The following is a 23827-nucleotide window of genomic DNA, read 5'->3' as shown; positions in this document are numbered from 1 at the left end:
AGATGTTCGGGGTCGCCGGGGTCACGGTGCGGTCCGCCGGGGGATCGTGACGGTCAGCCGGGTCCCGCCACCGGGGGCGGAGCCGATGTCGACCCGTCCCCCGGCCAGGTGCACGCGCTCGCGCATGCCGAGCAGGCCGTACCCCTCCTTCTCCGGAGCGAACCCGCGGCCGTCGTCGCTGACCACCAGCTCGGCGCCCGCGGCGCCCAGGGTCGCGGCCACGGTGACGCGGGTGGCGCGCGCGTGCCGCCTGGCGTTGGTGATGCCCTCCTGGGCCGCCCGGTAGACGGCCCGGAGCGCCGCCGGATCGTGCCCGCTCTCCTCGCCGGTGACCTCCAGGGCCACGGCCACGCCGTCGTCCGCCTGGCCCTCCACCAGCTCGGCCAGGGCGTCCGCCAGGTCGAAGGAGCCGCCGCCCTCCTCGCGCAGCGTGCGGACCGACCGCCGGACGTCGCCCAGCGCGCGCCGCGCCGAACCGTGCGCGTCCGCGACCGCCCGGTCCGCCGTGGCGGCGTCCAGCTCCCGGAAGGCCGCGGCCTTCTCCAGCAGCACGACGACCGCCGTCAGGTGGTGCCCGAGGTCGTCGTGGATGTCCCGGGCCACCCGGTTGCGCTCGGCCGCGGCGGAGAGCTCGGCGACCCTGGCGGCGGAGGCGGCCAGTTCGGTCCTGGCCCGCCGCTCCTCCACCGCCACCGCGGCCATGGCGACGGCCAGGACCAGTCCCACGGAGAACATCAGCAGGTCGGACACCTGCTCGGGGTCGGCGTACCAGCGCGGGTCGGCCACCGCGCCCGCTCCCGCCAGGGACAGGGCGCAGGCCACGGCCAGCACGACCGCGGCCGTGCGGCCGAAGGCGAAGTACGCGGTGAACGGCACCAGGACGAACAGCGCCCGTGACAGCCCGGACCCGTCGGCGGCCGCGACGGCCGCGAACAGCGCGATCCTCGCGCCGAGCAGCACGGCCGCCTGCCGCCGGGGCGTGCCTTCCGGGTGGCGGCGCCCCTCCAGCAGGTCGAGCCCGGCCAGCGCGGCCAGGCCGCCGGCGAACAGCGCCGGCCGGGTGTCGCCGAACCCGGCCACCCAGGCGTACAGGCCCGCCGCCAGCACCGCGCCGTAGAGGACGGGCGACACCCACGGCACGGGGCGGGAGAGGGACATGCCCGCCAGACTACGGCCGGACCGCACGCCGCTCCACCCGCCCGTCCCGCGGTCCGGTACACCGCCCCGGTCCGGTACGCCGCTCCACCCGGCCGTCCCGCGGTCCGGTACGCCGCTCCACCCGGCCGTCCCGCGGTCCGGTACGCCGCTCCACCCGGCTATCCCGCGGTCCGGTACGGCACGGCCGCCCGCCGGGGCGACGCCCCGCCCTGCCGCAGCGACAGCGACAGCCAGATCAGCGATGCGGCGACCAGCACGTGGACGACGCTGTTCAGCGGGGTGTCCGGCAGCGGCGCGAGCAGCGCCAGCAGCACCAGGGTGACGCCGTAGCCCACGGCGGGGACTCGCGGGAAGACCCCGGTGCGCAGCATCGACGCGGAGAACAGCGCGGTCCCGACGACGAAGAGCGCCATGCCGCCGAGCAACGCGATCCTGGTGGGCCCGGCGAGCAGCGTCTTCACCACCGCCGGGTCGAGGAAGAAGACGACGAGGTTGAGCGCGAAGACGACACCTGCGAAGAGACAGAGGCCGATCATGTTCACGGCGTACGCGACGGCGCCGAAACGCCCCGAGGAAGAGCTCTGATGCAGGTGGAAGGCGGTCAGCGCGGGCGGGCCGGAGGCGATTCCGAGGCCGAGGACGATACTGGTCGCGGCGGTCTCGCCGGTGAACGCCTCGACCGCCCCGGGCAGGCCGACGGACAGCGCCAGGACGACGCCGCACACCATGCCGAAGCGCGACATCCAGGAGAGTGACACGGGAACTCCTTCCGTGAGGACTGGGAACGGTCCGACGGTAGGAGCGGGGGACCCGGCCGGATAAGTACCGGAGGTCACGGTGACGGCACGACGCGCGGAGCCGGAGGGCACGTGCCGTCCGGCCGGCCGGGCGGGCGGGCGGGCGGGCGGGTGGGTGGGCGGGTGGGTGGGCGGGTGGGCGGGTGGGTGGGTGGGTCCCGGCGGGGCCGTGACCCGCACCCGCCGGTGCGGCCCCGTCCGCGTCCGGGACCGTCCGTGCTCCGTCCCCGCTCAGAACCGCCAGCCGACGAGGTTCCACTGCCAGAGGAACCACACCAGCGCCGCCAGACCCGCGAACAGGACCACCTGGTGGACACGTGCGGCCACGCCCGCCCCCCGCCACCCCTTCGCGGTGCACACCGCCGCCGCGGCCGCCATGGCGAGCACGGCGAGGGGTACGGCGAGCAGGACCCGCATGCCGGTCGTCACGCCGTACAGGAAGTCCCCCGTGTCACCGAAGAGCTGGACCGCCAGCAGCACCAGGAACGCGAGGCCCGCCCCGGCGGCCCCGGCGGCCAGCGCGCGTGCCGCCCGCCAGGCGGCCGTGGCGGCGGCGGGCCGGCGGCGCACCCGCCGCCACAGCGCCGCCAGGGGCACGGCGAGCGCGCTGACCGCCGCGACCGCGAATACGAGCAGGACGACCAGGTTGAGGATCGGGCCCTGCGCGGCGGTCATCAGCTGGTAGGCGGGGCCGTCGGTGGCCGCGTAGCGCCGCCCGTCCCGGCCTTCGAGGAACACCAGGCGGTCCCCGCCGTCCGCCCGGACGTACAGGCCGTCGCCCCGGGGCGTCCACTCGGCGCCCTTGAAGCGGACGGTGCCGTCGCCCTCCACGGTCAGCCGAGAGGGGCCGAGCAGGACCAGGATCTTCTCGATCGTCGACTCGTTGTGCCGGGTCGGCGTGTAGAAGCCCGCCTGCGGGGCGGTCCTGGACAGCGGAGGCGCCGGTGCCGCCTCGGGCGCGGCCGCGGGCTCGGAGGCCGCCCGGGGCGGGGCGAACCGGTCGAGGAACGTCGGGATCAGCTCCGCCAGCGTCTCGGTGCCGCCGGTGCCGTTGGCCGACAGGAACACCCCGAGGTCGCATCCCGGCACCAGGACCAGCGCGCTCTGGAAGCCCTCCCAGCTGCCGTCGTGCATCAGCACCCGGTGGCCGTTGATGGTCCGGTCCATGAACCCGTGCGCGTAACCGCCCAGGCGGGGGTCCGCGGCGAAGGAGCGCCGGTGCATCCGCTCCGCGGTCTCCGGACCGAGGACGGCCGTGCCGCCGAAGCGCCCGCCGTTCAACTGGGCGATCATGAAGTTGGCCATGTCACCGGCCGTGGCGCTGATCGACCCGTCGGGGGGCAGCCGGTCGAAGGTGAAGGGGGCGGCCTCCAGGGGGTCGGTGTCGGAGTCGTGGCCGCGGGCGAGGTCGGCCGCGAGGTGCTCGGGCACCGGTTCGGCCGCGGTGCTGCGCGTCATGCCGAGCGGTGCCAGCAGGTGGCGCTGGACATAGGCGTCGTAGGGCTCTCCGGTGACCTCTTCGACGAGGTGTCCGGCGAGCGCGGCGCCGTGGTTGGAGTAGGCGGAGATCTCGCCCGGCGGCCGGATCCGGGCCGGCAGGTGCTCCGCGAGCTGCTCGCCGAGCGGCGGCACGTCGGCGGCGGTGCGCGCCCCGGTGCCGACCACGCGTTCCTCGAAGCCCGCGGTGTGGTCCATCAGGGTCCGCAGGGTCACCGGCTCCGGGTAGGCGGACGGCACCTTGAACGCCTTCAGGTAGCGGTTCACGTCGGCGTCCAGGTCGAGGCGGCCGGCCTCGACCTGCTGCATCACGGCCGTCCAGGTGAACAGCTTGGTGATCGAGCCGATCCGGACCAGGGAGCGGGCGGGGTCGAACGCGACGCCCCGCCGGGTGTCGGCCAGGCCGTACCCGCCGGTGAACACGGTCCTGTCACCGGCCACCACCGACACCACCGCGCCGGGCACCCGGTCGCGGGTGAGGCGGTCCGGCACCACCCGGTCGAAGAAGCCCGCCAGCGCCGCCCGGTCGGGAGTCGCGCAGGCGCCGGAACCGGCGGAGGCGGTGGCGCCGACAGCGGTGGCACCGGTGTCTTCGGTGGTGACGGCGGCGGTGGTGGTGGAGAGGGGACCACCGGCGGAAGGGGCGGCGTCGGCGGAGGCCGGCCGCGCCGGGCCCGCCGCCAGGCCGAGGAGCGGTACGGCGACGCAGCTCGCCAGCAGGCCTGCCGCTGCTCTGCGGGTCGGACGGGACGGCCGGATGCGCATGGGGACTCCTCGTGGTGGCGGTCCGGCCGGGGATGCCGGACAGTGATCCGGCCCGGACGTCGGACGGCGGTCCGGCCGGGGATGCCGTACAGCGTCGCGTCGCGGGGACCCGGAGCGCATCGCCCCGCGAGCGGGACCGTCCTCCGACGAAAGTCGGAGCCCGGGGGCCGGCCCCGGCGACGAAAGTCGGAGCGGGACGGCCGGACGCGGCGACGGCGGAGGGATGGGAGCGCCGCGGTGCGGCGCCTAGGCTTCGGGCCATGGAACTGACGGTTCGGTGGCGGGACCGGTTCGCCGGGCGGCGGGTCGTGGACGCGGCCGCGGTGCTGGTGTGCCTGGCCCTCACCGGCCTCGCGGCGAAGGCGCACTGGTCGGCGCTGCCGTGGCCGGTGATCGTGGGGGCGGGCGTGCCGGGCAGCCTGGCGCAGTGGTGGCGCAGGCGGTGGCCGCAGGCGGCGACCGTGGCCGGAGCGGCGGCGTACGCGCTGTCGGGCAACCCGGCGCCCCTGCTCGTCGGCCTGTACTCCGGGGCCTCGTACGCTCCCCGCCGGCAGGTGGGGGCGCTCGCGGTCGCCGGGTGGACGGGCTTCGCCGGATGGTCGTGGATCGACGAGGGCCGGTTGACGGTGGACGGCGTGCTCTCGGCGGCCGTCGCGGCCGCACTGGTGACGGCCCTGGGCCTGCACGTCGCCACCCGGCGGGCGCTGGCCGAGTCCTGGCGCGAGCGGGCCGAGAGCGCCGAGGCCGAGCGGCGGCTCCGCGACGAGCAGGCCCGCTCCGCCGAACGCACCCGGATCGCGCGGGAGATGCACGACGTGCTGGCCCACAAGGTCTCGCTCATCGCCCTGCACGCGGGCGCGCTGGAACTCACCGCGAGCGGAGGCTCCCCCCGGGTCGAGGAGGGGGCGGCGCTCATCCGCCTCACCGCCCGTGAGGCGCTGCAGGAGCTGCGCTACGTGCTCGGCGTGCTCCGGGCCGAGCCGGACCTGCCGGACGCCCCGCACCGGCCGGCCCCGCCCGGCACGCGGCACGCGGTGCACCCGCCGGACGCCGGCCCCTCCGGTGGGCACGAGGGACACGAGGGACACGAGGGACACGGCGAACACGGCGAACACGGCGAACACGGCGAACACGGCGAACACGGCGAACACGGCGAACACGGCGAACACGGCGGACATGCCGGATACGGCGGATACGGCGGATATGACGGCTCCGCCGGTGAGCTGTTCGCCGACCTGTCGTCGCTGGTCCGGGCTTCGGAGCGGGCCGGGCAGCGGGTCGAGCTGCACGACCGGGCGGGGCCCCTGCCGCCGGTCATGGCCCGGGTCGTCTACCGCGTCGTCCAGGAAGGACTGACCAACGCCCACAAGCACGCGCCGGACGCGCCGGTCGCCGTCTCGGTGGACCGTGACGGCGTCGGCGTCGGCGCCGTGACCGTCACCGTGGACAACCCTCCGGCGAGCGGCGCACCGGCCGACCTGCCCGGGTCGGGTTCCGGGCTGGTCGGACTGGCCGAACGGGTCCGGCTGGTGGGCGGGACCCTGCACGGCGGCCCGGTCGGACGCGAGGAGGGCGGCGGCTGGCGGCTGCGCGCCGTACTCCCCCACCTCGACCACGGGGTCCGCGAAGGGGGCCCGGCCGGCGGGACGGCCGGGAAACCCGCCTCCGGCGAGCCGGCGGGAACGAAGGAGACGGCCGGGAGGATGAGGACGACGGGAACGAGTGGGCCGACGGGGATGACGGGGATGACGGGCACGAGCAGGACGGCGGGAACGACCGGGACGACGAGGACAACGGACACGAGTGGGACGACGGGGAGGTACGCATCGTGATCTCCGTCCTGCTCGTGGACGACGAGGCCCTCGTCCGGGTCGGCCTGCGCATGATCCTCGAAACGGCCGACGACATGACCGTGATCGGAGACGCCGCCGACGGGCGTGCCGCGATCGACGCGGTCGCCCGCGACCGGCCGGACGTGGTCCTCATGGACGTCCGCATGCCCGGCCTCGACGGGCTGGCCGCGACCGCGGCGATCCGCGCCCGCCCGCGTCCGCCGGCGGTGATCGTGCTGACCACCTTCGACGCCGACGACACCGTCTTCCGCGCCCTGGAGGCGGGGGCGACGGGCTTCCTGCTCAAGGACACCCCGCCGCACGACCTCCTGCGCGCCGTACGGCTCGCCGCGGCGGGCGACTCGATGCTCTCCCCCGGCGTCACCCGTCAGCTCATCGACCGCCTCACCGCCGAGGACCGCACGCGCCGCCGCCGGGACGCGCTCGACCGGCTCCGCGACCTGACCGAGCGGGAGCGGCAGGTGCTGGTCGAGATCGGCCTCGGCCACGCCAACGCCGAGATCGCCGCCCGGCTGCACATGAGCGAGGCGACGGTGAAGAGCCACGTCACCCGCCTGTTCGACAAGCTCTCCGCCACCAACCGCGTGCAGCTGGCCATCGCCGCGTTCCGGGCCGGCATCGTCGAATAGCCCCGCCGCGTCTCTCAGGCTCCGCGTCCTATTCCCCGGCGGGGTCCGAGTCCTTCCCCCCGCCCGGCTCGGCCATCGGGCGGGCCATCTTCGCCTGGGCGGCCTCGGGCGCGAGCTTGCCCGCGACGCTCTGCAGCACGTTCTTCTTCGCTCCGGCCACGACGTGGTCGTCTCCCGACATCAGCGCCTCGAAGCCCTGGCGCGCCACCTCGGCCGGATCGTCCTTCTTGCCGGTGGCCACCTTGGTGTCCTCCATGCCGGCGCGGCGGAAGAAGTCGGTGTCGGTGGGGCCGGGCAGCAGGGCGGTGACACTGACGCCGGTGTCCTTGAGCTCCTCCCGGATCGCCTCGGAGAAGGAGTACAGGAAGGCCTTGGAGGCGGCGTACACCGCGTGGAACGGCCCCGGCATGGTCCCGGCGATGGAGGAGGTGAACAGCACCCGGCCCTGGCCGCGCCGGACCATGTCCGGCAGCACCCGCTTGGCCAGGTGCACCGAGGAGATCACGTTCAGCTTGATCAGCTTCAGCTCCGCGTCCAGGTCGGTCTCCCGGGCGAAGTCCCCGCCCACCCCGACACCGGCGTTGATCGCGATCGCGTCCACCGGGCGGCCGGGCGCGGTGATCCGGGTGTGGAGCTCCTCGACTCCGTCGTGGTGCGCGAGGTCGACGCGCACGCTGGAGACCGCCGCCCCGAGCTCCTCCAGGGAGCGGGCGGCCGGGATGAGCCCCTCGTCCTCGGCGGCGACGACGAGGTCGAAGCCGTGCTGGGCGAACTGCCGGGCGAGCTCGTAGCCGATGCCGCTGGAGGCGCCGGTCACCACGGCCAGCGGCCGGGTCGGAGTGTCCATGGCGTTTCCCGTCCTTCTCATGAGGTGCCTTCACCGGTGTCGCATGAGGGACCGTGCCCCCGCGGAACCGGTCGTAACGGCCCGCCCGGCGACCCGGTGCGCGCAGCCACCGGATCGCCGGGCGGCGCGACGCCGGATGATCGAGCGGCGCGGTGCCGGCGGCCGGGCGGCGCGACGCCGGATGGCCGCCGGATGGTCAGCGGGCCCGGGCCTCGGCGCAGACGGCGTCCCGGGCGGGCATGACGCCCCGGAGCAGGTAGCGCTCGACGGCGGCGTCGACGCAGGCGTTCCGGGGGGCGAAGAGTCCTCCGTACACGGTGTGGCGGAAGACGCCGCGCAGGGTCACCAGACGGGAGCCGGTCAGGGCCCGGTGCGCGGCCCGTTGGCCCGTGTGGACGGCGCCCGGGTCGCCGGTGGCGCCCACCATCAGGACCGGGACGTCGTTGCGGACCCGGGTGGGGGGCTCGGCGGGGGCGGTCGGCCAGAACGTGCAGGGGGTGAGGTTGCGGGTCAGCGCGCCGAACAGCGGTTCGGCGGCGCGGTGCGCCCGGATGTCGCGGTAGTAGGCCTCAGGGTCGCGGGACGCGGCCCGGTCCGCGCAGAGGATCGCGGTCTGCACGCTCGCGGTCCCGCCCTCGTCCGGCGCGGACAGGCCGGTCAGGACCTGTTCCAGGACCGGGGTCGGGGCCGCCTCGGCCCCGCGGGCGGCCGCGCTGAGGACCCGGACGTCGGCGGCGAAGGAGCCGTACGCCTCCGGGCCGTCCCCGGCGGTGACGTTGAACAGGATCATGGGCAGCACCCGGGAGTCGACCCGGTGGCGGCCGACCTTCAGCGGGGAGCGGGCGGCGGCCCGGTCGATCCGGCGCACGGCGGCCATGACCTCCGCCGCGGTGGAGCCCAGCCGGTAGCGGTCGTGGCGGCGGGCCGCCCAGACCGCCCAGTCCTCCAGCATCGCGGCCACGGCCGGGCCCTGGGTGCGGGTCAGGTCGGGGCCGAACAGGTCGGGGTTCATCGTGCTGTCGAGGACGACCCGGTCGGCTCGGTGGGGAAACAGCTGCAGGTAGACCATGCCGAGCTGGGTGCCGTACGACGAGCCGAGGTAGGACAGCTTCGGCTCGCCGAGGGCGGCCCGGATCACGTCCATGTCCCGGGCGGTGTTGCGGGTGGAGGCGTGCGGCAGCACGTCCCGGTGGACGGCGCAGCGGGACGCCAGGTCCTTCGCCAGGGCCGCGGTCCGCTCGAAGCCGCGCCGGTCCGGCCCGGCGGAGCCGACGGCGGGAACGGGCCAGCCGCAGTCGAAGGGGGTGCTGCGCCCGACGAACCGGGGGTCCATCCCGATCAGGTCGTAGCGGGCCGCGACCTCGGGGGCCGCCTGCCTGACCTGCAGGACGAGGGACATCGCGGGAACGCCCGGGCCGCCGGGATTGTAGAACAGGACACCCCTCCGTCGGGCGGAGTCGGCGGCCTTCAGCCGGGACATCGCGACCTTGATCGTCCGCCCCTCCGGGCGGCGGTGGTCCAGTGGCACGGTGACCTCGGCGCACTGGGCCTTCGCCTCGTCCAGCAGCCCGCCCTCCGCGTCGTCCGGGCCGGTCCGGCAGCGGTGCCAGTCGATCTCCTGCCCCCGGAACCGGTCCAGGCCGTCCTGCTCGGCGCGGTCCCCGGCGCCCTCCCGGGCCACCCCGGCACCCTCCCGGGCCACCCCGACACCCTCCCGGGCCACCCCGGCGCCCTCCCGGGCCACCCCGGCACCCTCCCGGGCCACCCCGGCGGCCGGCGTCGCACCGGCCGCGACGGCGCCCGCCAGCATCGCCGCCATCGCGACCCCGGCCGCCGCCGCTCTTCGTCCACTCATCGGGTTCTCCTTCCGCACCGTCCACCGTCCCGGGCCCCGCACGACCGCGGCGCGCCCGGCCTCCCGGGCCCGGCGCGACCACGCCGCACGGGCGGCCTCCCGTACCCGCGGCGCGGTGCACGGGAGGCCTCCCGGCCCGGGGACGGCCTGCGCGGATCGCAGGCCGTACGTCACGGGGTACGAAGCTAGGCCGCACGGCCGGTCCGGCGCGTCAGCCTCCGGTCGGGCTTCCCGGCCCCGTCCGATCCCGTCCGGTCCCGCGGGCCGCTCCGCCGCGTCTCCGGACGGCACCGTGCCCGGCCTGCGGTTTTCTCCGCAGGCCGGGCCGCGCCGGGGGCCTCGTCCGGCGGACCCGCGTACGACTCCGGGCTGACCCGGGCCGCTCCGGGGCCGGTCCGGCCGGCCCCGGACCGCCGGGCGGGAGCGGCTATGTTGGGGCCGTGCAGTGGGGGCTCACCGTTCTCCGCCCGTACGCCGCGCGGCCGGTACGGGCCCTGTTCCGGGCAGGCGACCGGTTCCCGCCGGTCGCGTTCGACGCGCTTCTGGCCGCCGCGGTCTTCCTCGGCAGCGCCGGCCTCACCAGCGAGGTCTACCAGGGCCCGCCCGGTCCCCTGATCCTCCACGCGGCCCTGTCGCTGCCCCTGGTGTGGCGGCGACGCGCGCCCCTGGCGGTGTTCTGCGCGGTGGCCGCCGCCGCCTTCGCCCAGTGGCTCGCCGACGTCCAGCTGCTGACCGACGTGGCACTGCTGGTCGTCCTGTACACGGTGGCCGCACGTTCCGCCTGGTACCGCACACTCGCGGCCTGGGCCGTGCTGGAGTTCGGCATCGTGCTGGCCTCCGCCCGCTGGGCCGCGCCCGACGGCGGATTCCTCGGCTCGGTCGTCTTCCTGAGCGCGGTGGCCGCCGCCGTCGCCGCCACCGGGACGAACGCGCGGACCAGACGCGCCTACCTCGCGTCCCTGGAGGACCGCGCGGTCCGCCTGGAACGCGAACGCGACCAGCGGGCCCGGCTCGCCGCGGCGGACGAACGCGCCCGGATCGCCCGCGAGATGCACGACATCGTCACCCACAACCTGTCCGTCATGGTCGCGCTCGCCGACGGCGCGGTCTTCGCGCAGCACCGCTCGCCCGACCGCGCGACCGCCGCCATGCGGCAGATCTCCGGCACCGGGCGGCAGGCCCTCACCGACATGCGGCGCTCCCTGGGCGTCCTGCGGGCCGACGAGCCGGACGCGCTGCGCCACCCGATGCCCGGCATCGCCCAGCTGGACGCCCTCGCCGGGCGGATGCGCGCGGCCGGGCTGCCGACCCGCCTCCGGGTGGCGGGCGACCCCGCCCCCGTCCCCGCCGCCGCGCAGCTCACCGCCTACCGCCTGGTGCAGGAGGCCCTGACCAACACCCTCAAGCACGCCCCGCCCGGCACCCGCGCCGAGGTCCGGGTCCGCTGCTCGCCCGCGGCCGTCGCCCTCGACGTCACCGACGACGGCCGGGCCGGGCACGTCCCCGGCCCGCCGCTCTCCGGGCCGTCCTCCGGGCACGGCATCCCCGGCATGCGCGAGCGCGTCGCCGCGTACGGCGGGAGCCTGGACGCCGGGCCGCTCCCGGGCGGCGGATGGCGGGTCTCCGCCACCCTCGCCCTCGGTCCCGGCGCCGTCCCCGTCCCCGCTGAAGGTGGTGCCGCGTGACGATCCGCGTCCTGCTCGCCGATGACGAGCCGCTGCTCCGCATGGCGTTCACCATGGTCCTGGACGCCCAGCCGGACATGGAGGTGGTGGGCGAGGCCGGGGACGGCGCCGAGGCCGTACGGCTCGCCCGGCGGCTCCGTCCCGACGTCGTCCTGATGGACGTGCGCATGCCCGGCACCGACGGGATCGAGGCGACCGGCCGGATCGTCCGGAACCGCCGGCAGACCCGGGTCCTCATCCTCACCACCTTCGACCTCGACGAGTACGCCTTCGCCGGGCTGAAGGCCGGGGCGTCCGGCTTCCTGCTCAAGAACGCCCTGCCCGAGGAACTGCTGGCGGCGATCCGGAGCATCGCCTCGGGCGACGCGGTGGTCTCCCCGCGGATCACCCGGCGCCTGCTGGAGAACTTCGCCCACGGGCTTCCCGCCGGCGGCGCTCCGCCGGGTGACGGGCGGCTGGAGCTGCTCACCCCCCGCGAGCGGGAGGTGCTCATCGAGGTGGCCCGCGGCCTGTCCAACACCGAGATCGCCGCCGAGCTGCACCTCGCGGAGGCCACCGTCAAGACGCATCTGGGCCGGATCCTGGCGAAGCTGGAACTGCGCGACCGGGTGCAGGCCGTCGTCTTCGCCTACGAGAACCGGCTCGTGCATCCGGCGTAGGAACCGGCACGGGAGCCGGACCGGGAACCGGTACAGGAACCGGCCCGGTCCCGGAGAAGGTCCCCTCCCGGCGGATCGTCTGCCAGTGCAGGCGAGCCCCGAGCACCGCCGTCACCACCGACTGGATGACCACCAGGTACATCAGCTGCCGGTACACCAGCTGCTGCAGGGGGAGGGCCCACAGCACCGAGGCGGGCTCGCGGTCCAGCCGGAGCGCATACCAGCCGCCGACCGCCTGGAGCAGCCCGAACCCCGCCCAGACGGCCACCGCCGGCAGCGGCTCCCCCACCACCGCGCCGTACACGGCCATGACGTCCACCACCGGGGCGAGCAGCGGGAGCACCACCTGGAAGAGGGCCAGGTAACCCAGGCACCGGCGACCGAACGGGCCCGGTTCCACGACCGCGCGCCGGTGCTTCCACATCGCCTGCAGGGTGCCGTAGCACCACCGGTAGCGCTGGCGCCACATCTGCCGGAGCGACGCCGGCGCCTCGGTCCAGGCCGGGGCGGTCTCCTCGTAGACGACCCGCCAGCCGTCCCGGCACATCGCCATGGTCAGGTCGGTGTCCTCGGCCAGGGTGTCGCCGCTCAGCCCGCCGACCGCCGCCAGCGCCGAGCGGCGGAAGGCCCCGATCGCCCCGGGCACCGTGGGCATACAGCCCAGGAGGTCGAAGGCGCGGCGGTCGAGGTTGAAGCCGATGACGTACTCGATGTGCTGCCAGCGGCCGAGCATGCCGCTCCGGTTGCCCACCTTGGTGTTGCCGCTGACCGCGCCCACGGTGGGATCGGCGAGCGGCCGGACCAGGTTCCCGATCGTGGCGGGCTCGAACACGGTGTCGCCGTCCACCATGATCAGGATGTCGTGGGAGGCGTGGGCGATGCCGGTGTTGAGCGCGGCGGGCTTGCCCCCGTTCTCCTGGCGGATCACCCGCACCCGCGGCAGGCCGAGCGCGGCGACGGCGGCGGCGGTGCCGTCCGAGGAGCCGTCGTCGACGACGATCACCTCCAGCGCTCCCCGGTAGCCGGTGTCCACCAGCGAGCGTACGGTGGCCGCGATCCCGGCCTCCTCGTTGTAGGCGGGGACGATCACGGTGACACCGGGCGGCGCGGTCCACTGCGGAACGCGGCGGGCGCCCGTCCGCCCGCCGCGGGCCGGACCGCCCCGGGCCCTCCGGGCGTGCGTCCGGGCCAGGCCGAGGAAGAGCACCAGCCGGAGGAGGGTGAGCGCGCCGGCCGCGACCATGATCCACGACATCGCCGCGGTGAAGCCGGTCGCCCCGCGCTGGGCGAGGATCAGCCCGGTGCCGACGAAGCGGTCCGTCTGCCCGGCCGCCACGTGGGCCGGGGGCATGCCGAGCGCGGAGGTGAGCGTCGTCGCCCGGTAGCCGCGGGCGGCGAGCCGGGTGAGCAGCCGGTCCACCGCCTCGGCCGTCCGGCCGCCGTCGTCCCCGGAGCCGCGCATCGTGACGATCGCGCCCCTGCCCGCGCGCGGGGTGGCCGCGCGGACGATCCGCCCGGTCTCCCGCCCGTCCCGTCCGGCGGTCCCCGCTCCGCCCCGGTCCACGGCGCCTAGGTCGGCGGTCTCCGCTCCGTCCCGGTCCGCGGCGTCCCGTCCGGCGGTCCCCTCCCCCTCCCGGCCCGCGGCGTCCAGGTCGGTGAGCGCCAGGAGGTATCCCTCCCCGGCCATCACCCGCATCGCCCGGAGCTGGGCGTCGGTCAGGGCCGCCGGAGCCGAGGAGTACGGCGGGCGCGCCAGGCGGGTGTACACGCCCGCGGCCCCGGCCAGCGCCTTCTGGGTGAGCGACAGCTCCAGCCGCAGCCGCCATCCGGGCACGGCGGCGGGGTCGGGGTGCACGTAGGAGTGGTTGCCGATCTCGTGTCCCTCGGCGATGATCCGCCGGGTCAGCGCGGGGTTCTCCGCGATCCTGGCGCCGACGGCGAAGAACGTCGCCTTGGCGCCGTGCTCGGCCAGCACGTCGAGCAGCCGCGGCGTCCAGCGCGGATCCGGGCCGTCCTCGAAGGTGAGGGCCAGCGTGCGGGCCGGGAGGCGGACGCTGGCCGGCTCGGGGCCGGTCAGGTTGAGCACCGGTCCGCCGCGCCGTACCCGGCCGAGTCCGGTGGAGGGTGCGCCGGGCGGATGCGGCGGGGCGTACGTCTCCTCCGGCGCCTTGCCCGGCGCTCCGGCGACGTACGCGTCGAGCACCAGCGCCCCCGCCGTCAGCACCATGACCGCCACGACCAGGAACCAGTGCCCCCGCGGATCGGCCCGGTGCCGCCGCCGGGCCGCGGAGCGCTTTCCGCGGACGGTGCCGGCGGCGGGGTCGGCGGGCCGTCCGGCGCGGACCGCGGTCCCCCCGGCCTGCGTGCTCTCCGCGGGCCGGGGGCTCAACTCCCCGGCTCCGCGGCCACGCCGGAGTCCTGACCGGACGGGGCCCCGGACGGGTCCGGCGGTCGCGCGGAGGCGTCGGGTTCCGCGGATTCGCGAGCCGGTCCGGCCGGTTCGCCGGGTTCGCGAGCCGGTCCGGCCGGTTCGCCGGGTTCGGCCAGTCCTCCCGGATCCGCCGGCTCGGACGAGGCGGTCGCGGGGGCTGCCGGACCGGTACGGCGGGGCGAGGGAAGCGGCCTCGTCGAACGCACCGGGGCGGCCGTGGGCGCGGTCCGGGGAGGGGCCGTGCTCCGGGGCGTGCGGGAGACCACCGGCGCCGTACGCCGCCGGGCAGGGGCGGTGGCCTCCGGGTGCGGGGAGGGCTTCGCCGAGCGGCCGGGCCCGGCCGGGGTGGCGGCGGGCGCGGGCCGTGCGGGACCGTCCCCGGGCCAGCCGACCACCGCCAGCGGGGTGGCCGCGAACAACCCGGTGACCACCGTCGTCACCAGGGCGAACGCCAGGATGCCGACGACGAGCCCGGCGGCCTTGAGAAGCCGCCTGCGCCTGCCGGTCCGGTCGACGAACACGGCCGTGCCGGGGGGAGTCTGCCTGTCGTTCACGTGCGGAGAGCGTAGTGATCGACTGCGACATTCCCACCCGGAGGGACGGCCGGAGACCCGCAGGGGCGGCCGGGGAGACGGTGGGAAGGACCGGCCGGAGGAGGCGGCAGGCCCTCACCGGCCGGAGACGTCCAGCCGGGTTGTTACCGGCGGGAAAGGACTTACGGCTGGTGAGTCCGTTCTCATAGCATTTCCGCCCCAAGCACCACTGGAGGACCCCCTATGGCGTCACGTCCCGATCGCCCCGTTTCCGTCTCCGATCCGTTGATCAGGAGGCACCGTACGGCGGACACCGCGCTCACCGTCACCCTCGACGGCGTGCCGCTGGCCGGGCAGGAGGTGGTGGTCCGCCAGCGGAACCACAAGTTCCTCTTCGGCTGCATCGGCTTCGACTTCATCCCGCTCGCCAACGGTGAGCCGCCGCAGGTGGCGCAGGCCGTACCGGGAGAGGTGCCGGGGTCTCTGGGCGAGGCGCCCGCCGTCCACGACGAGCACCTGGCCGACCTCTGGTTCGACCTCTTCAACTTCGCCACGCTCCCCTTCTACTGGGGCCGTTTCGAGCCCGTGCGCGGCAGGCCGGACACCGAGCGGCTGCTCAGGACGGCGCGGTGGTTCGCCGACCGGGGCTGCGCGGTCAAGGGGCACCCGCTGGCCTGGCACACCGTCAGCGCGGAGTGGCTGAAGGACCTGTCCAACGAGGAGATCGCCCGGGTGCAGGTGGACCGGATCCGGCGGGAGATGACCGACTTCGCCGGCCTGGTCGGCATGTGGGACGTCGTCAACGAGGTCGTGATCATGCCGATCTTCGACAAGTACGACAACGGGATCTCCCGGCTCTGCCGTGAGATCGGGCGCATCCCCATGGTCAGGATGGTCTTCGACGCGGCGCGCGAGGCCGATCCGCACGCCACGCTGCTGCTCAACGACTTCGACATGTCCTCGGCGTACGAGTGCCTGATCGAGGGCGTGCTGGAGGCGGGCGTGAAGATCGACGCGCTGGGGCTGCAGAGCCACATGCACCAGGGCTACTGGGGCGAGGAGAAGACCCTCGGGATCATCGACCGCTTCGCCCGCTACGGGCTGCCCATCCACTTCACCGAGACGACCATCCTCTCCGGCCACATCATGCCGGCCGAGATCGAGGACCTGAACGACTACCAGATCCCGGAGTGGCCGACGACGCCCGAAGGCGAGGCCCGCCAGGCCGACGAGATCGTCCGGCACTACCGGACGCTGCTCTCCCACCCCTCCGTGGAGGCGACGACGTACTGGGGCATCTCGGACGGCGGCTGGCTCGGCGCGCCGGGCGGCCTCGTCCGCGTCGACGGCACGCCGAAGCCCTCGTACGACGCGCTCCGCTCGCTGGTCAAGGACGAGTGGTGGCTGGCGCCCACCACGATGGTCACCGACGCCGACGGCACGGTCCGCTTCAACGGCTTCCTCGGCGAGTACGAGGTGTCGGCCGCCGGCCGGACCGCGGTGTTCAGGCTCGACGAGGCGGGTGAGGCGGCGGTCGGCGCCGCCCTGTAGCCCACCGCACCCGGGACGGGGCCGCCGGAACCCCGGCCGGGCCCCGTCCCGGCGAGGTCCGCACCCGTGCCTGCGCGCGCCGGGCCGCGCCGGGTCCCGCCGGGGAGGTAGACTGTGATCACCAAAGGACCTTCCGCGCGCCGGCGACACGGCCGGCGCCACCCGCGGCGATTCGCCGCGGTCCTTTCCGAGACCGATGCGGACCGGGCCGATCACGACGGCCGGACCACTTCTCTCAGCACGCCGGACGCGGCGTTCCCACCCTCCTCCCAGCGGGGAGACCCCGCGCACGGGCGGTGTTCCGCCGCCCGTCCCGAACTCGCACGCCCAGCCTCTCGATCGGAGATTGCATGATCATCACCACCCAGGCCGACGCCTGTACCCGTGCGCGCCTGCTGGCCGCCTGCCGCCCCCCGCACACCGTCGTCGCGCTGCACGGCGAGATCGACGTCGCCACCGCCCCGGCGCTGCGCAGGCGCCTGCTCAACGCGCTCCAGCACAGCACGGACCTGCTCGTGCTCGACCTGTCCGCGGTGTCGTTCTGCGACGCCTCCGGGCTGAGCGTGCTGGTCGACGTCCGGCAGCGCGCCACGGCGTCCGGCATCACGGTCCGCCTCGCCGCCCCCCGGCCGCCCGTGGCCAGGCTGCTGCACGTCACCGGCCTGGACCGCGCCTTCGCCGTCCATGCCACGCTGTCCAGCGCGCTCGTCTCCCGCAGGCCCGAGCAGAGCGCGGGCCGGACCTCCGAGCGGGGCGCCGACGGCGCTCCCGGCCGGCGGCGCCGGGGCTTCAGGCGGCTCGGGTGACCCTCCCGGGGTCCGGGCGACAGGGGCCCGAGTGACCTTCCCGGGGCCCGGGCAGTAGGGGCCCGCGCCTCGTCGGCGCCCTCCGGACGGCCGCCGCCTTCCCATCACCGCAAATTGTGGAACAAATCATTCCGTTCTGGTATTCTGGAACAGAACGGTTCGTTCCCATTGGAGTGAAGAGGAAGCCATGACCGAGATCCGCCCCTTCCGCGTCGACGTCCCCCAGGCCGACCTCGACGATCTGCGCGCCCGGCTGGCGCTGACCCGCTTCACGGACGAACTGCCCGGCTCGGACGGCGCGTACGGGGTCCGGCTCGACTACGTCAAGCGGATGGTGGAGTACTGGCGCACCGGCTTCGACTGGCGCGCCGTGGAGGCCCGGCTCAACGCCCACCCGCAGTTCACCACCGAGATCGACGGGCAGGACGTGCACTTCGTCCACGTCCGCTCCGCGAACCCGGAGGCCCTGCCGCTGATCCTCACGCACGGCTGGCCCGGCACGGTCATGGAGTACCTCGACGTCGTCGAGCCGCTGTCGGAGGACTTCCACCTGGTCATCCCGTCGATCCCCGGCTTCGGCTTCTCCGGACCGACCCGGGAGAAGGGCTGGGACCGCAACCGCGTGGCCAGGGCATGGGCCGAGCTGATGAGCCGGCTCGGCTACGAACGCTACGGCGCGGTCGGCAACGACGGCGGTTCGCTGATCTCCCCGGAGGTCGGCAGGGTCGACGCCGGGCACGTGGTCGGCGTGCACGTCACGCAGATCTTCTCCTTCCCCTCCGGCGACCCGGCCGAGTTCGAGGGCCTGACCGAGGAGGAGCAGGCGGCCGTGGCCCACCTGCAGTGGTTCTGGGAGAACATGGGCGCCTTCAACCTGCTCCAGGCCCAGTCCCCGCAGACGCTCGCGCACGCGCTCGCCGACTCCCCGGCCGGGCTGCTCGGCTGGATGGCCCAGCTCCTGGGTGAGGGGCTCGACGACGACTTCGTGCTGGCCAACATCGCGATCCACTGGTTCTGCGGCACCGCGGGCTCGTCGATCCGCTTCTACTACGAGGACAAGCGGGCCGAGCAGCCCGCCGAGCCGACCACCGTGCCGATCGCACTGGCCGGCTTCGCCGACGACTTCAAGTCGGTGCGCCGCTTCGCCGAGCGCGACCACGAGAACATCGTCTCCTGGAACACCTACGACTCCGGCGGCCACTACGCCGCGCACCAGGTGCCCGGAGTGCTCGCCGCCGACGTCCGCCGGTTCTTCACCGGCCTGGCCTGACCCTTCCGGGCCGTCGGGCTCGTCCGGGAGACCGGCGGCTCCGGCGGCTCCGGCGGCTCCGGCGGGCAGATCACCTCACCCGGTGCGGCCGGGAGTCTCCGCCCGGGTCGGCAGCTCCTCGAAATAGGCCTTCATCGCGGGGTAGTAGTCGCCGAAGTCCGGCCGCGGGCCGCCCTCGCGCGAGGCCGCGAGCAGGTCGAGGTAGTACTCCCAGCCGGAGCCGACCTCGCCGAGGCCGTCCTCCCCGGCCAGGTGCTGCACGAACCGCAGCTCCGTCGAGCCGTCCGCCTCGGACAGCAGCAGCTCCACGTCCCAGCTCCCGTGCTCGTCGGTCATCGACAGGACCAGCCGCCGGGGCGGGTCGCACGCCTCGATGCGTAGGTCGCACCAGGGCGCTCCCTCCTCGAACGCCATCCGCACCCGGACCGTCCGGCCGGGGGCGGCCTCGCCCTCCCACGGGCCGAACCAGCGGGCCGTGCGCTCGGGCTCGGTGAGGCTCGCCCACACGTCCTCGGCGGAGGCGCGGAACGTGCGGCCGAGGACGAGATCGCTTCCGTCGCCGGTGCGGAACAACCGGCCGGTGGGGATGGGGCTCACGCGGTGTTCTCCTTCGCCTGGTCGGTCATGTCGTGCACGCGGCGCTCGCGGCGGGTCCGGTGGATCTCCGTCTCCAGGGCGTCGAGACGGTGCTCCCAGCCCGAGGGCCTGGCGAGCAGGGCCATCCACTCGGCGAGGCCGGTGAGCGGCCCGGTGTCGAGCACGTAGAACCGCTGCCTGCCCACCAGCTCGTCGCGGGCCAGCCCGCTGTCCCTGAGCACGCGCAGGTGGCGGCTGACCGCGGGCCTGCTGATCGGGAACCGTCCGGCGATCTCCCCGGCGGAGAGCCGCCCCTCGCGCAGCATCATCAGGATTTCGCGCCGTACGGGGTCCGCGATCGCCCCTGCCACCTGATCCACGTTGAAAGCGTAACCTACTGGTTACGCGTTAGGCAACGCCGCCCGCGGATCACTGGCCACCGAACCAGCCCGGCACGTCGAGGCGGAAGACGTCCACCGGCGTCACCTTGCACAGGTCGGCCTCCAGGGCGCGGAGCCGCTCCTCGCCGATCTCGCCGGCCCAGCGGCGGCGCAGGTCGTCGAAGATGCGGGCCGAGCGCTCCAGCGAGTCGGCCCCGCGCGCGGTGAGCCGTACGATCTTGCGCCGCGTGTCGCGGGGGTCGACGGTGCGCTCGACGTAGCCGAGGCGCTCCAGCGTCTCGATCGTCTTGCCCGCCGCCTGCTTGGAGACGCCGAGCGTACGGCCGAGCTCCACGGCGGTGTCGCCGCCGCGCATGATCGCCTGGAGCGCGAACCCGTGCATGGGGCGCATGTCGGGATGGCCCTGCCGGGCGAGCTCGGCGTGGAGCTCGTCGATGAGGACGCGGAAGCCGAGGAACAGCCGGAGCGGGAGCTCGAATCCGGGCGGGTCGCTTGACATGATAGACAACCTGATTGACTATATGGACAACAACGTTGACCATCTTAGGAGACCGCAGCGATGTCCGTCATCCGTGCCGCCGAAGCCCGCCGCAGCACCACGCCCAACGCCGTCATGACCACCTTCGCCTCGCCCACCCTGGGCGGCGCCGGGCAGGCCCTCTGGCGGGTGGACATGGCGCCCGGCAGGGAGGGCCCGCTCCACGCCTTCGAGACCGAGCAGATCTGGACCCTGCTGGAGGGCGGGGCCACCGTCGACCTGGCCGGCGAGAAGATCGACCTGGTCGCCGGCGACACCGTCGTCATGCCCGCCGACCTGCCCCGGCAGGTCTTCGCCGACGCCCGGGACGGCTTCGTCGCGATCGTCGCCGCACTCCCGGGCGGCCGGGCGTACAACCCCGGCGGCGTCTCACCCGAGGACGCGTGCGAGCTGGCTCCCAGGGACGCCGAGCGGATCACCCCGCCCTGGACCACCTGAGGCCGCCCCTCCGGCCGGGCCCGCGAAGGCCCGGCCGGCCTCCGCGGGTCGTGCCCTCATCCGAGTTCGAGCCGGGCGCCCTGAAGGCGCTGCTCGCCACCGCCTCCTCCGCCGGCCCGCGCAGCGCCAAGGGCACCATCTACTCCGCCAAGATCCCCGGCTGGCCCTTCGGCGTGCCGATGAGCCGCGGCGAGAAAGGCGAGAAGGTCGCCTGGGCGCTCTGGTTCGACGACAGGGGCCGGGTCACCCGCCTGACCACCAAGGTCTCCCAGCGGACGAACGACGACTACGTACTGGGGCTCAGCTCCGACCTGCGCTTCACCGGCTGGGGCTCCCGGGTGACCGTCGAGGCGCCGCCGGAGGAGTCGGTCATCGAGGTCGAGGACCTTCCCCAGGAGCCCGGCCTGTCCGTGGAGGAGAAGGAGCCGATCGAGACCTCCCCGCAGGGGAAGTGAGTCCGGGGCCGCGGGTTCAGCCGGGCGGCCGTACCCCGGCCAGGTCCGAGGCGCGGGCGATCAGGATCCGCACCGCGTCGCCGAACGGCGCGAACGCCGGGTTGGTGGTCTGGCCCGCGCGGTAGCGGAACCAGATCTGCTGGGTGATCACCGCCAGCCGGAACAGGCCGAAGACCTCGTAGAAGTCCCAGCGCCCCATCGGCAGGCCCGTCCGCGACAGGTAGCGCTCCACGAACTGCTCGCGGGTGGGCATGCCGGGCAGGTGCGTGGGCTGGCGGCGCAGGAGGGCGAAGAGCTCGTCGTCGTCCGCGGTGATCCAGTAGGCCATGGCCGAGCCCAGCTCCATCAGCGGGTCGCCGACCGTCGCCATCTCCCAGTCCAGGACGCCCACGACCCGCAGCGGCCCGTCCACGTCCAGGATCAGGTTGTCGAGCTTCCAGTCGTTGTGGATCAGCCGCAGGGCGGCGTCGGCGGGCTGGTGCCCGGCCAGCCAGGCCATCACGGCCTCGCCGTCGGGCACGTCGTCGGTCAGCGCGCCGCGGTAGCGCCGCGACCAGCCCTCGACCTGCCGCCGCACGTAGCCCGGCCCCCGGCCCAGCTCGCCGAGCCCGGCCGCCTCCGGATCCACCGCGTGCAGGTCCGCCAGGGTGTCGACCACGGTGTGGCCGAGGGCCCTGGCCTCGTCCTCGCCCAGCGTCATCCCGGCCGGGAGCTCGCGGCGCAGCACCGTCCCCTCCAGGTGCTCCATCACGTAGAACTCGCCGCCCAGCACCGCCGGATCATCACAGAAGGCCAGCATCTCGGGGACGGCGCCGAAGTGGGGCCGCAGCCGCCGCTGCACCGTGAACTCGCGCCGCATGTCGTGCGCGGAGGCGGCCTTGTGCCCGCGCGGCGGACGGCGCAGAACCAGGTTCAGGCCGTCGTACCGGAGCAGGTACGTCAGGTTCGACACGCCGCCCCTGAACTGCCGCACCTCCGGAGGCCCGTCCAGGCCCTCCACCCGCCCGGTCAGCCAGGCGTGCAGCGCGGCGACGTCGAACGCGTCCTCGTCGCGGACCTCTCCGGCATCCAACGCGAACTCCTTCACCCACGCACCGGCGCACCGGCACCCCACCGGCACGGAACCAACATACTAAACGGTCGGTATGTGCCGGGACCAGCGACCGGGACCAACGACCGGGACCAACGGCCGGACCCGGCGGCCGGGACCGTTGACGGAGCGTGACGACATCCCCCGGACGGGATCACCCCGCCTTCCGGCCGGATTCCCGCGCTCACCGTCGGGATAGCGGCATGTGGGCGTAAATCCTGCACAACACGCAGTGTGTCCATATCACCCCATGGGGACCAGGAAGTAGAGATTCTCATGGTCTGTACCAGTCAGCCGGACGGACCTCCGCTTCCACCGCGACGCCTCCACCGCGATCCGTGTGGACAGTGCGCCCGCATGCGGCCCGCATGGACGGGTGCACGTGCGGACGGGGCGCCCCGCGCGCCCATCACCGCGGCAGCGGCCATGAGGCAACGAGTTCAGGAGGACATCAGTGATCAAGCGTGGTAAGCCCGCCAAGAACGGGCAGGTCAAGCTCACCTTCACCCTGCCGGCCGACCAGGTCCGCGGTGAGGTCTCCCTCGTCGGGGACTTCAACGACTGGAACCCGTACGCCCACCCGATGCGCCGCGGCGACGACGGGACCTACCAGGTGACCGTCACCGTCCCCGCGCACCGGGGCGTCTCCTTCCGCTACCTGGCCGAGGGCGGCGTCTGGTTCGACGACCCCGACGCCGACCGCCACGACCAGCACGGCGGCCACCTCGACCCGATCGACCCGCACGCCCGCCGGATCGAGGTCGCCGGCGCGCCCGTCCTGAAGAACCGGGACGAGCAGCCGCTCGCCGCCGGCGCGCGGTAGCGCCGGGCGCCGCCGCCCTTGCCCCGCAGGGGCGGCCGGCCACCCCCCCATCGCACCTGTTCCACCTTTCCGGGGAGATCTGATGAGCTGTCGTAGGGTAGGCGCGGCCGGCCTGGCCGCCGCGCTGGCATGTGCCGCGCTGACCGGGTGCATGCCGTGGGAGGACGAGCCGGAGCAGAAGAAGATCGGCGCCGCCGCCGGACGGCAGGGCGGCAAGACCGACCAGAGCGCCGTCCGCAAGGAGAAGGCGGCCAGGGCCGCCAAGGTCAAGGCCAACGAACTGGGCCAGATCCCCGTCCTGATGTACCACCGGGTGGTGGACAGGCCCACGGCCCCCGACGACCGCACCCCCGGGCAGTTCCGCAAGGAGCTGGAGCGGCTGGCCGTCGAGGGCTACGTCCCGATCACCGCCGCCGAGTACGTCCGCGGGCGCATCGGCGTCCCCCCCGGCAAGCACCCGGTCGTCCTCACCTTCGACGACGCGTCCCCGGAGCAGCTCACCCTGGACGGGACGGGCACGCCGATGCCGAACACCGCCGTCGCCATCCTGCAGGAGGTCGCGAAGAAGCACCCGGGGTTCCGGCCGGTGGCCACCTTCTACGTGACGCGCGACCTGTTCGGCAAGACCACCCCGGAGGAGCAGACGCAGATGCTCACCTGGCTCCGGGAGAACGGCTTCGACATCGGCAACCACACCCACGGCCACCGCAACCTCCTCGGCATGTCGAAGAAGGAGGCGATGACCGAGATCGCCAAGGGCCACGAGCTGATCACCGAGCTGACCGGCACCGACCCGGTGACGCTGGCGCTGCCGTACGGAAACCAGCCGAGCACCAAGTCGTGGGCCCTCAAGGGCCGCGCGGGGGACGTCTCCTACGACTACGGCGGTGTCTTCCGCGCCGGGTACACCCCGGGGTCCTCGCCCTTCAGCAAGGACTTCGACCCGGTGAACCTGCCGCGCATCCGCTCCATGGACAAGATCAAGAAGGACGACTGCGCCCGCTTCTGCTCCACCGCCTGGCTGGACTGGCTGAAGGCCAACCCCAGCGAGCGCTACACCTCCGACGGGGACGTCGCGACGGTCGCCTACGCGAAGTTCAAGGCGCCTTTCATGGCCTCGGGCTTCACGCCCTACGCTCTTCCCTACTAACCGGTTCCCCAACCGCCGGC

The 23827-nt window shown here is 74.5% G+C and carries 22 protein-coding genes; 11 read left to right on the top strand and 11 right to left on the bottom strand.

Annotation, left to right across the window (positions count from 1 at the left end; genetic code table 11):
• Positions 1–21: 21 nt before the first annotated feature.
• From IEZ06_RS16330 to IEZ06_RS16320, 3 genes are all read right to left on the bottom strand, one after another.
• Complete coding sequence (locus IEZ06_RS16330; protein WP_189237539.1) at positions 22–1158, bottom strand: sensor histidine kinase; 1137 nt, start codon at positions 1156–1158, stop codon at positions 22–24.
• Positions 1159–1316: 158 nt separating this feature from the next.
• The gene (locus IEZ06_RS16325; RefSeq protein WP_189237538.1) at positions 1317–1916 is read right to left on the bottom strand and encodes a hypothetical protein; all 600 of its coding nucleotides are present in this window, start codon (positions 1914–1916) and stop codon (positions 1317–1319) included.
• Between the two features lie 270 nt (positions 1917–2186).
• Positions 2187–4217, bottom strand: coding sequence for a serine hydrolase domain-containing protein (locus tag IEZ06_RS16320; RefSeq protein WP_189237537.1), 2031 nt, complete (start codon positions 4215–4217; stop codon positions 2187–2189).
• A gap of 260 nt (positions 4218–4477) precedes the next feature.
• Between IEZ06_RS16320 and IEZ06_RS16315 the strand changes: the two genes are divergently transcribed.
• Positions 4478–6049: a sensor histidine kinase gene (locus tag IEZ06_RS16315; protein ID WP_189237536.1), complete on the top strand. Its 1572-nt coding sequence runs from the start codon at positions 4478–4480 to the stop codon at positions 6047–6049.
• Positions 6046–6699 (top strand): response regulator transcription factor, encoded by a 654-nt coding sequence (locus IEZ06_RS16310; RefSeq protein WP_189237535.1) that lies wholly within the window; start codon positions 6046–6048, stop codon positions 6697–6699. The genes IEZ06_RS16315 and IEZ06_RS16310 overlap by 4 nt, the downstream gene beginning before the upstream one ends.
• A gap of 28 nt (positions 6700–6727) precedes the next feature.
• Here IEZ06_RS16310 and IEZ06_RS16305 read toward each other — a convergent pair whose 3' ends face one another.
• Together IEZ06_RS16305 and IEZ06_RS16300 are read right to left on the bottom strand one after the other, a co-directional pair.
• Entirely contained in the window at positions 6728–7546 is an 819-nt protein-coding gene (locus IEZ06_RS16305; RefSeq protein WP_189237534.1) for an SDR family NAD(P)-dependent oxidoreductase, read from the bottom strand.
• A 196-nt stretch (positions 7547–7742) separates the two neighbouring features.
• Complete coding sequence (locus IEZ06_RS16300) at positions 7743–9401, bottom strand: alpha/beta hydrolase (protein WP_229798228.1); 1659 nt, start codon at positions 9399–9401, stop codon at positions 7743–7745.
• A 440-nt stretch (positions 9402–9841) separates the two neighbouring features.
• Between IEZ06_RS16300 and IEZ06_RS16295 the strand changes: the two genes are divergently transcribed.
• Together IEZ06_RS16295 and IEZ06_RS16290 are read left to right on the top strand one after the other, a co-directional pair.
• A complete protein-coding gene (locus tag IEZ06_RS16295; RefSeq protein ID WP_203872123.1) occupies positions 9842–11086 on the top strand; it encodes a sensor histidine kinase in 1245 nt (414 codons plus the stop codon).
• Positions 11083–11745 (top strand): response regulator, encoded by a 663-nt coding sequence (locus tag IEZ06_RS16290; protein ID WP_189237533.1) that lies wholly within the window; start codon positions 11083–11085, stop codon positions 11743–11745. The genes IEZ06_RS16295 and IEZ06_RS16290 overlap by 4 nt, the downstream gene beginning before the upstream one ends.
• Here the strand turns inward: IEZ06_RS16290 and IEZ06_RS16285 are convergent.
• Both IEZ06_RS16285 and IEZ06_RS16280 read right to left on the bottom strand, forming a co-directional pair.
• Complete coding sequence (locus IEZ06_RS16285) at positions 11645–14134, bottom strand: bifunctional polysaccharide deacetylase/glycosyltransferase family 2 protein (protein ID WP_229798226.1); 2490 nt, start codon at positions 14132–14134, stop codon at positions 11645–11647. The two genes, IEZ06_RS16290 and IEZ06_RS16285, sit on opposite strands and share 101 nt — an antisense overlap.
• Entirely contained in the window at positions 14131–14730 is a 600-nt protein-coding gene (locus tag IEZ06_RS16280) for a hypothetical protein (RefSeq protein ID WP_189237532.1), read from the bottom strand. The genes IEZ06_RS16285 and IEZ06_RS16280 overlap by 4 nt, the downstream gene beginning before the upstream one ends.
• A 222-nt stretch (positions 14731–14952) precedes the next feature.
• Here IEZ06_RS16280 and IEZ06_RS16275 point away from each other — a divergent pair, with 222 nt between their 5' ends.
• From IEZ06_RS16275 to IEZ06_RS16265, 3 genes are all read left to right on the top strand, one after another.
• Complete coding sequence (locus IEZ06_RS16275) at positions 14953–16260, top strand: endo-1,4-beta-xylanase (RefSeq protein ID WP_189237531.1); 1308 nt, start codon at positions 14953–14955, stop codon at positions 16258–16260.
• 350 nt (positions 16261–16610) lie between these two features.
• Complete coding sequence (locus IEZ06_RS16270; RefSeq protein WP_189237530.1) at positions 16611–17066, top strand: STAS domain-containing protein; 456 nt, start codon at positions 16611–16613, stop codon at positions 17064–17066.
• 187 nt (positions 17067–17253) lie between these two features.
• Positions 17254–18336, top strand: a complete 1083-nt coding sequence (locus tag IEZ06_RS16265) for an epoxide hydrolase family protein (protein ID WP_189237529.1) — start codon at positions 17254–17256, stop codon at positions 18334–18336.
• A 75-nt stretch (positions 18337–18411) separates the two neighbouring features.
• Here IEZ06_RS16265 and IEZ06_RS16260 read toward each other — a convergent pair whose 3' ends face one another.
• The 3 genes from IEZ06_RS16260 to IEZ06_RS16250 are packed head-to-tail and all read right to left on the bottom strand — an operon-like array spanning position 18412 to position 19812.
• Complete coding sequence (locus tag IEZ06_RS16260; protein ID WP_189237528.1) at positions 18412–18933, bottom strand: SRPBCC family protein; 522 nt, start codon at positions 18931–18933, stop codon at positions 18412–18414.
• On the bottom strand, positions 18930–19292 hold the full coding sequence (locus tag IEZ06_RS16255; RefSeq protein ID WP_189237527.1) for a metalloregulator ArsR/SmtB family transcription factor: 363 nt from the start codon (positions 19290–19292) through the stop codon (positions 18930–18932). Before IEZ06_RS16255 ends, IEZ06_RS16260 begins: the two co-directional genes overlap by 4 nt.
• A gap of 49 nt (positions 19293–19341) precedes the next feature.
• A complete protein-coding gene (locus IEZ06_RS16250; RefSeq protein WP_189237526.1) occupies positions 19342–19812 on the bottom strand; it encodes a MarR family winged helix-turn-helix transcriptional regulator in 471 nt (156 codons plus the stop codon).
• 60 nt (positions 19813–19872) lie between these two features.
• On the opposite strand from IEZ06_RS16250, the gene IEZ06_RS16245 reads away from it, so the two are divergent.
• Together IEZ06_RS16245 and IEZ06_RS16240 are read left to right on the top strand one after the other, a co-directional pair.
• Positions 19873–20289, top strand: coding sequence for a cupin domain-containing protein (locus IEZ06_RS16245; protein WP_189237525.1), 417 nt, complete (start codon positions 19873–19875; stop codon positions 20287–20289).
• Positions 20290–20339: 50 nt separating this feature from the next.
• Positions 20340–20744 carry a hypothetical protein gene (locus IEZ06_RS16240; protein ID WP_189237524.1) on the top strand — a complete coding sequence of 135 codons (405 nt, stop codon included), beginning with the start codon at positions 20340–20342 and terminating at the stop codon, positions 20742–20744.
• 16 nt (positions 20745–20760) lie between these two features.
• Here IEZ06_RS16240 and IEZ06_RS16235 read toward each other — a convergent pair whose 3' ends face one another.
• Entirely contained in the window at positions 20761–21816 is a 1056-nt protein-coding gene (locus tag IEZ06_RS16235; RefSeq protein WP_189237523.1) for a phosphotransferase family protein, read from the bottom strand.
• A 472-nt stretch (positions 21817–22288) separates the two neighbouring features.
• On the opposite strand from IEZ06_RS16235, the gene IEZ06_RS16230 reads away from it, so the two are divergent.
• Positions 22289–22657 (top strand): isoamylase early set domain-containing protein, encoded by a 369-nt coding sequence (locus tag IEZ06_RS16230; protein ID WP_189237522.1) that lies wholly within the window; start codon positions 22289–22291, stop codon positions 22655–22657.
• Positions 22658–22739: 82 nt separating this feature from the next.
• The gene (locus IEZ06_RS16225; protein WP_203872121.1) at positions 22740–23807 is read left to right on the top strand and encodes a polysaccharide deacetylase family protein; all 1068 of its coding nucleotides are present in this window, start codon (positions 22740–22742) and stop codon (positions 23805–23807) included.
• Positions 23808–23827: the final 20 nt, after the last annotated feature.

Origin of the sequence: Planomonospora antibiotica (assembly GCF_014647955.1) — a bacterium.
GTDB classification, from domain to species: Bacteria; Actinomycetota; Actinomycetes; order Streptosporangiales; family Streptosporangiaceae; genus Planomonospora; species Planomonospora parontospora.
Note: the sequence above shows the minus strand (reverse complement) of the source record. Positions and strands in the feature narration are given on the sequence as shown.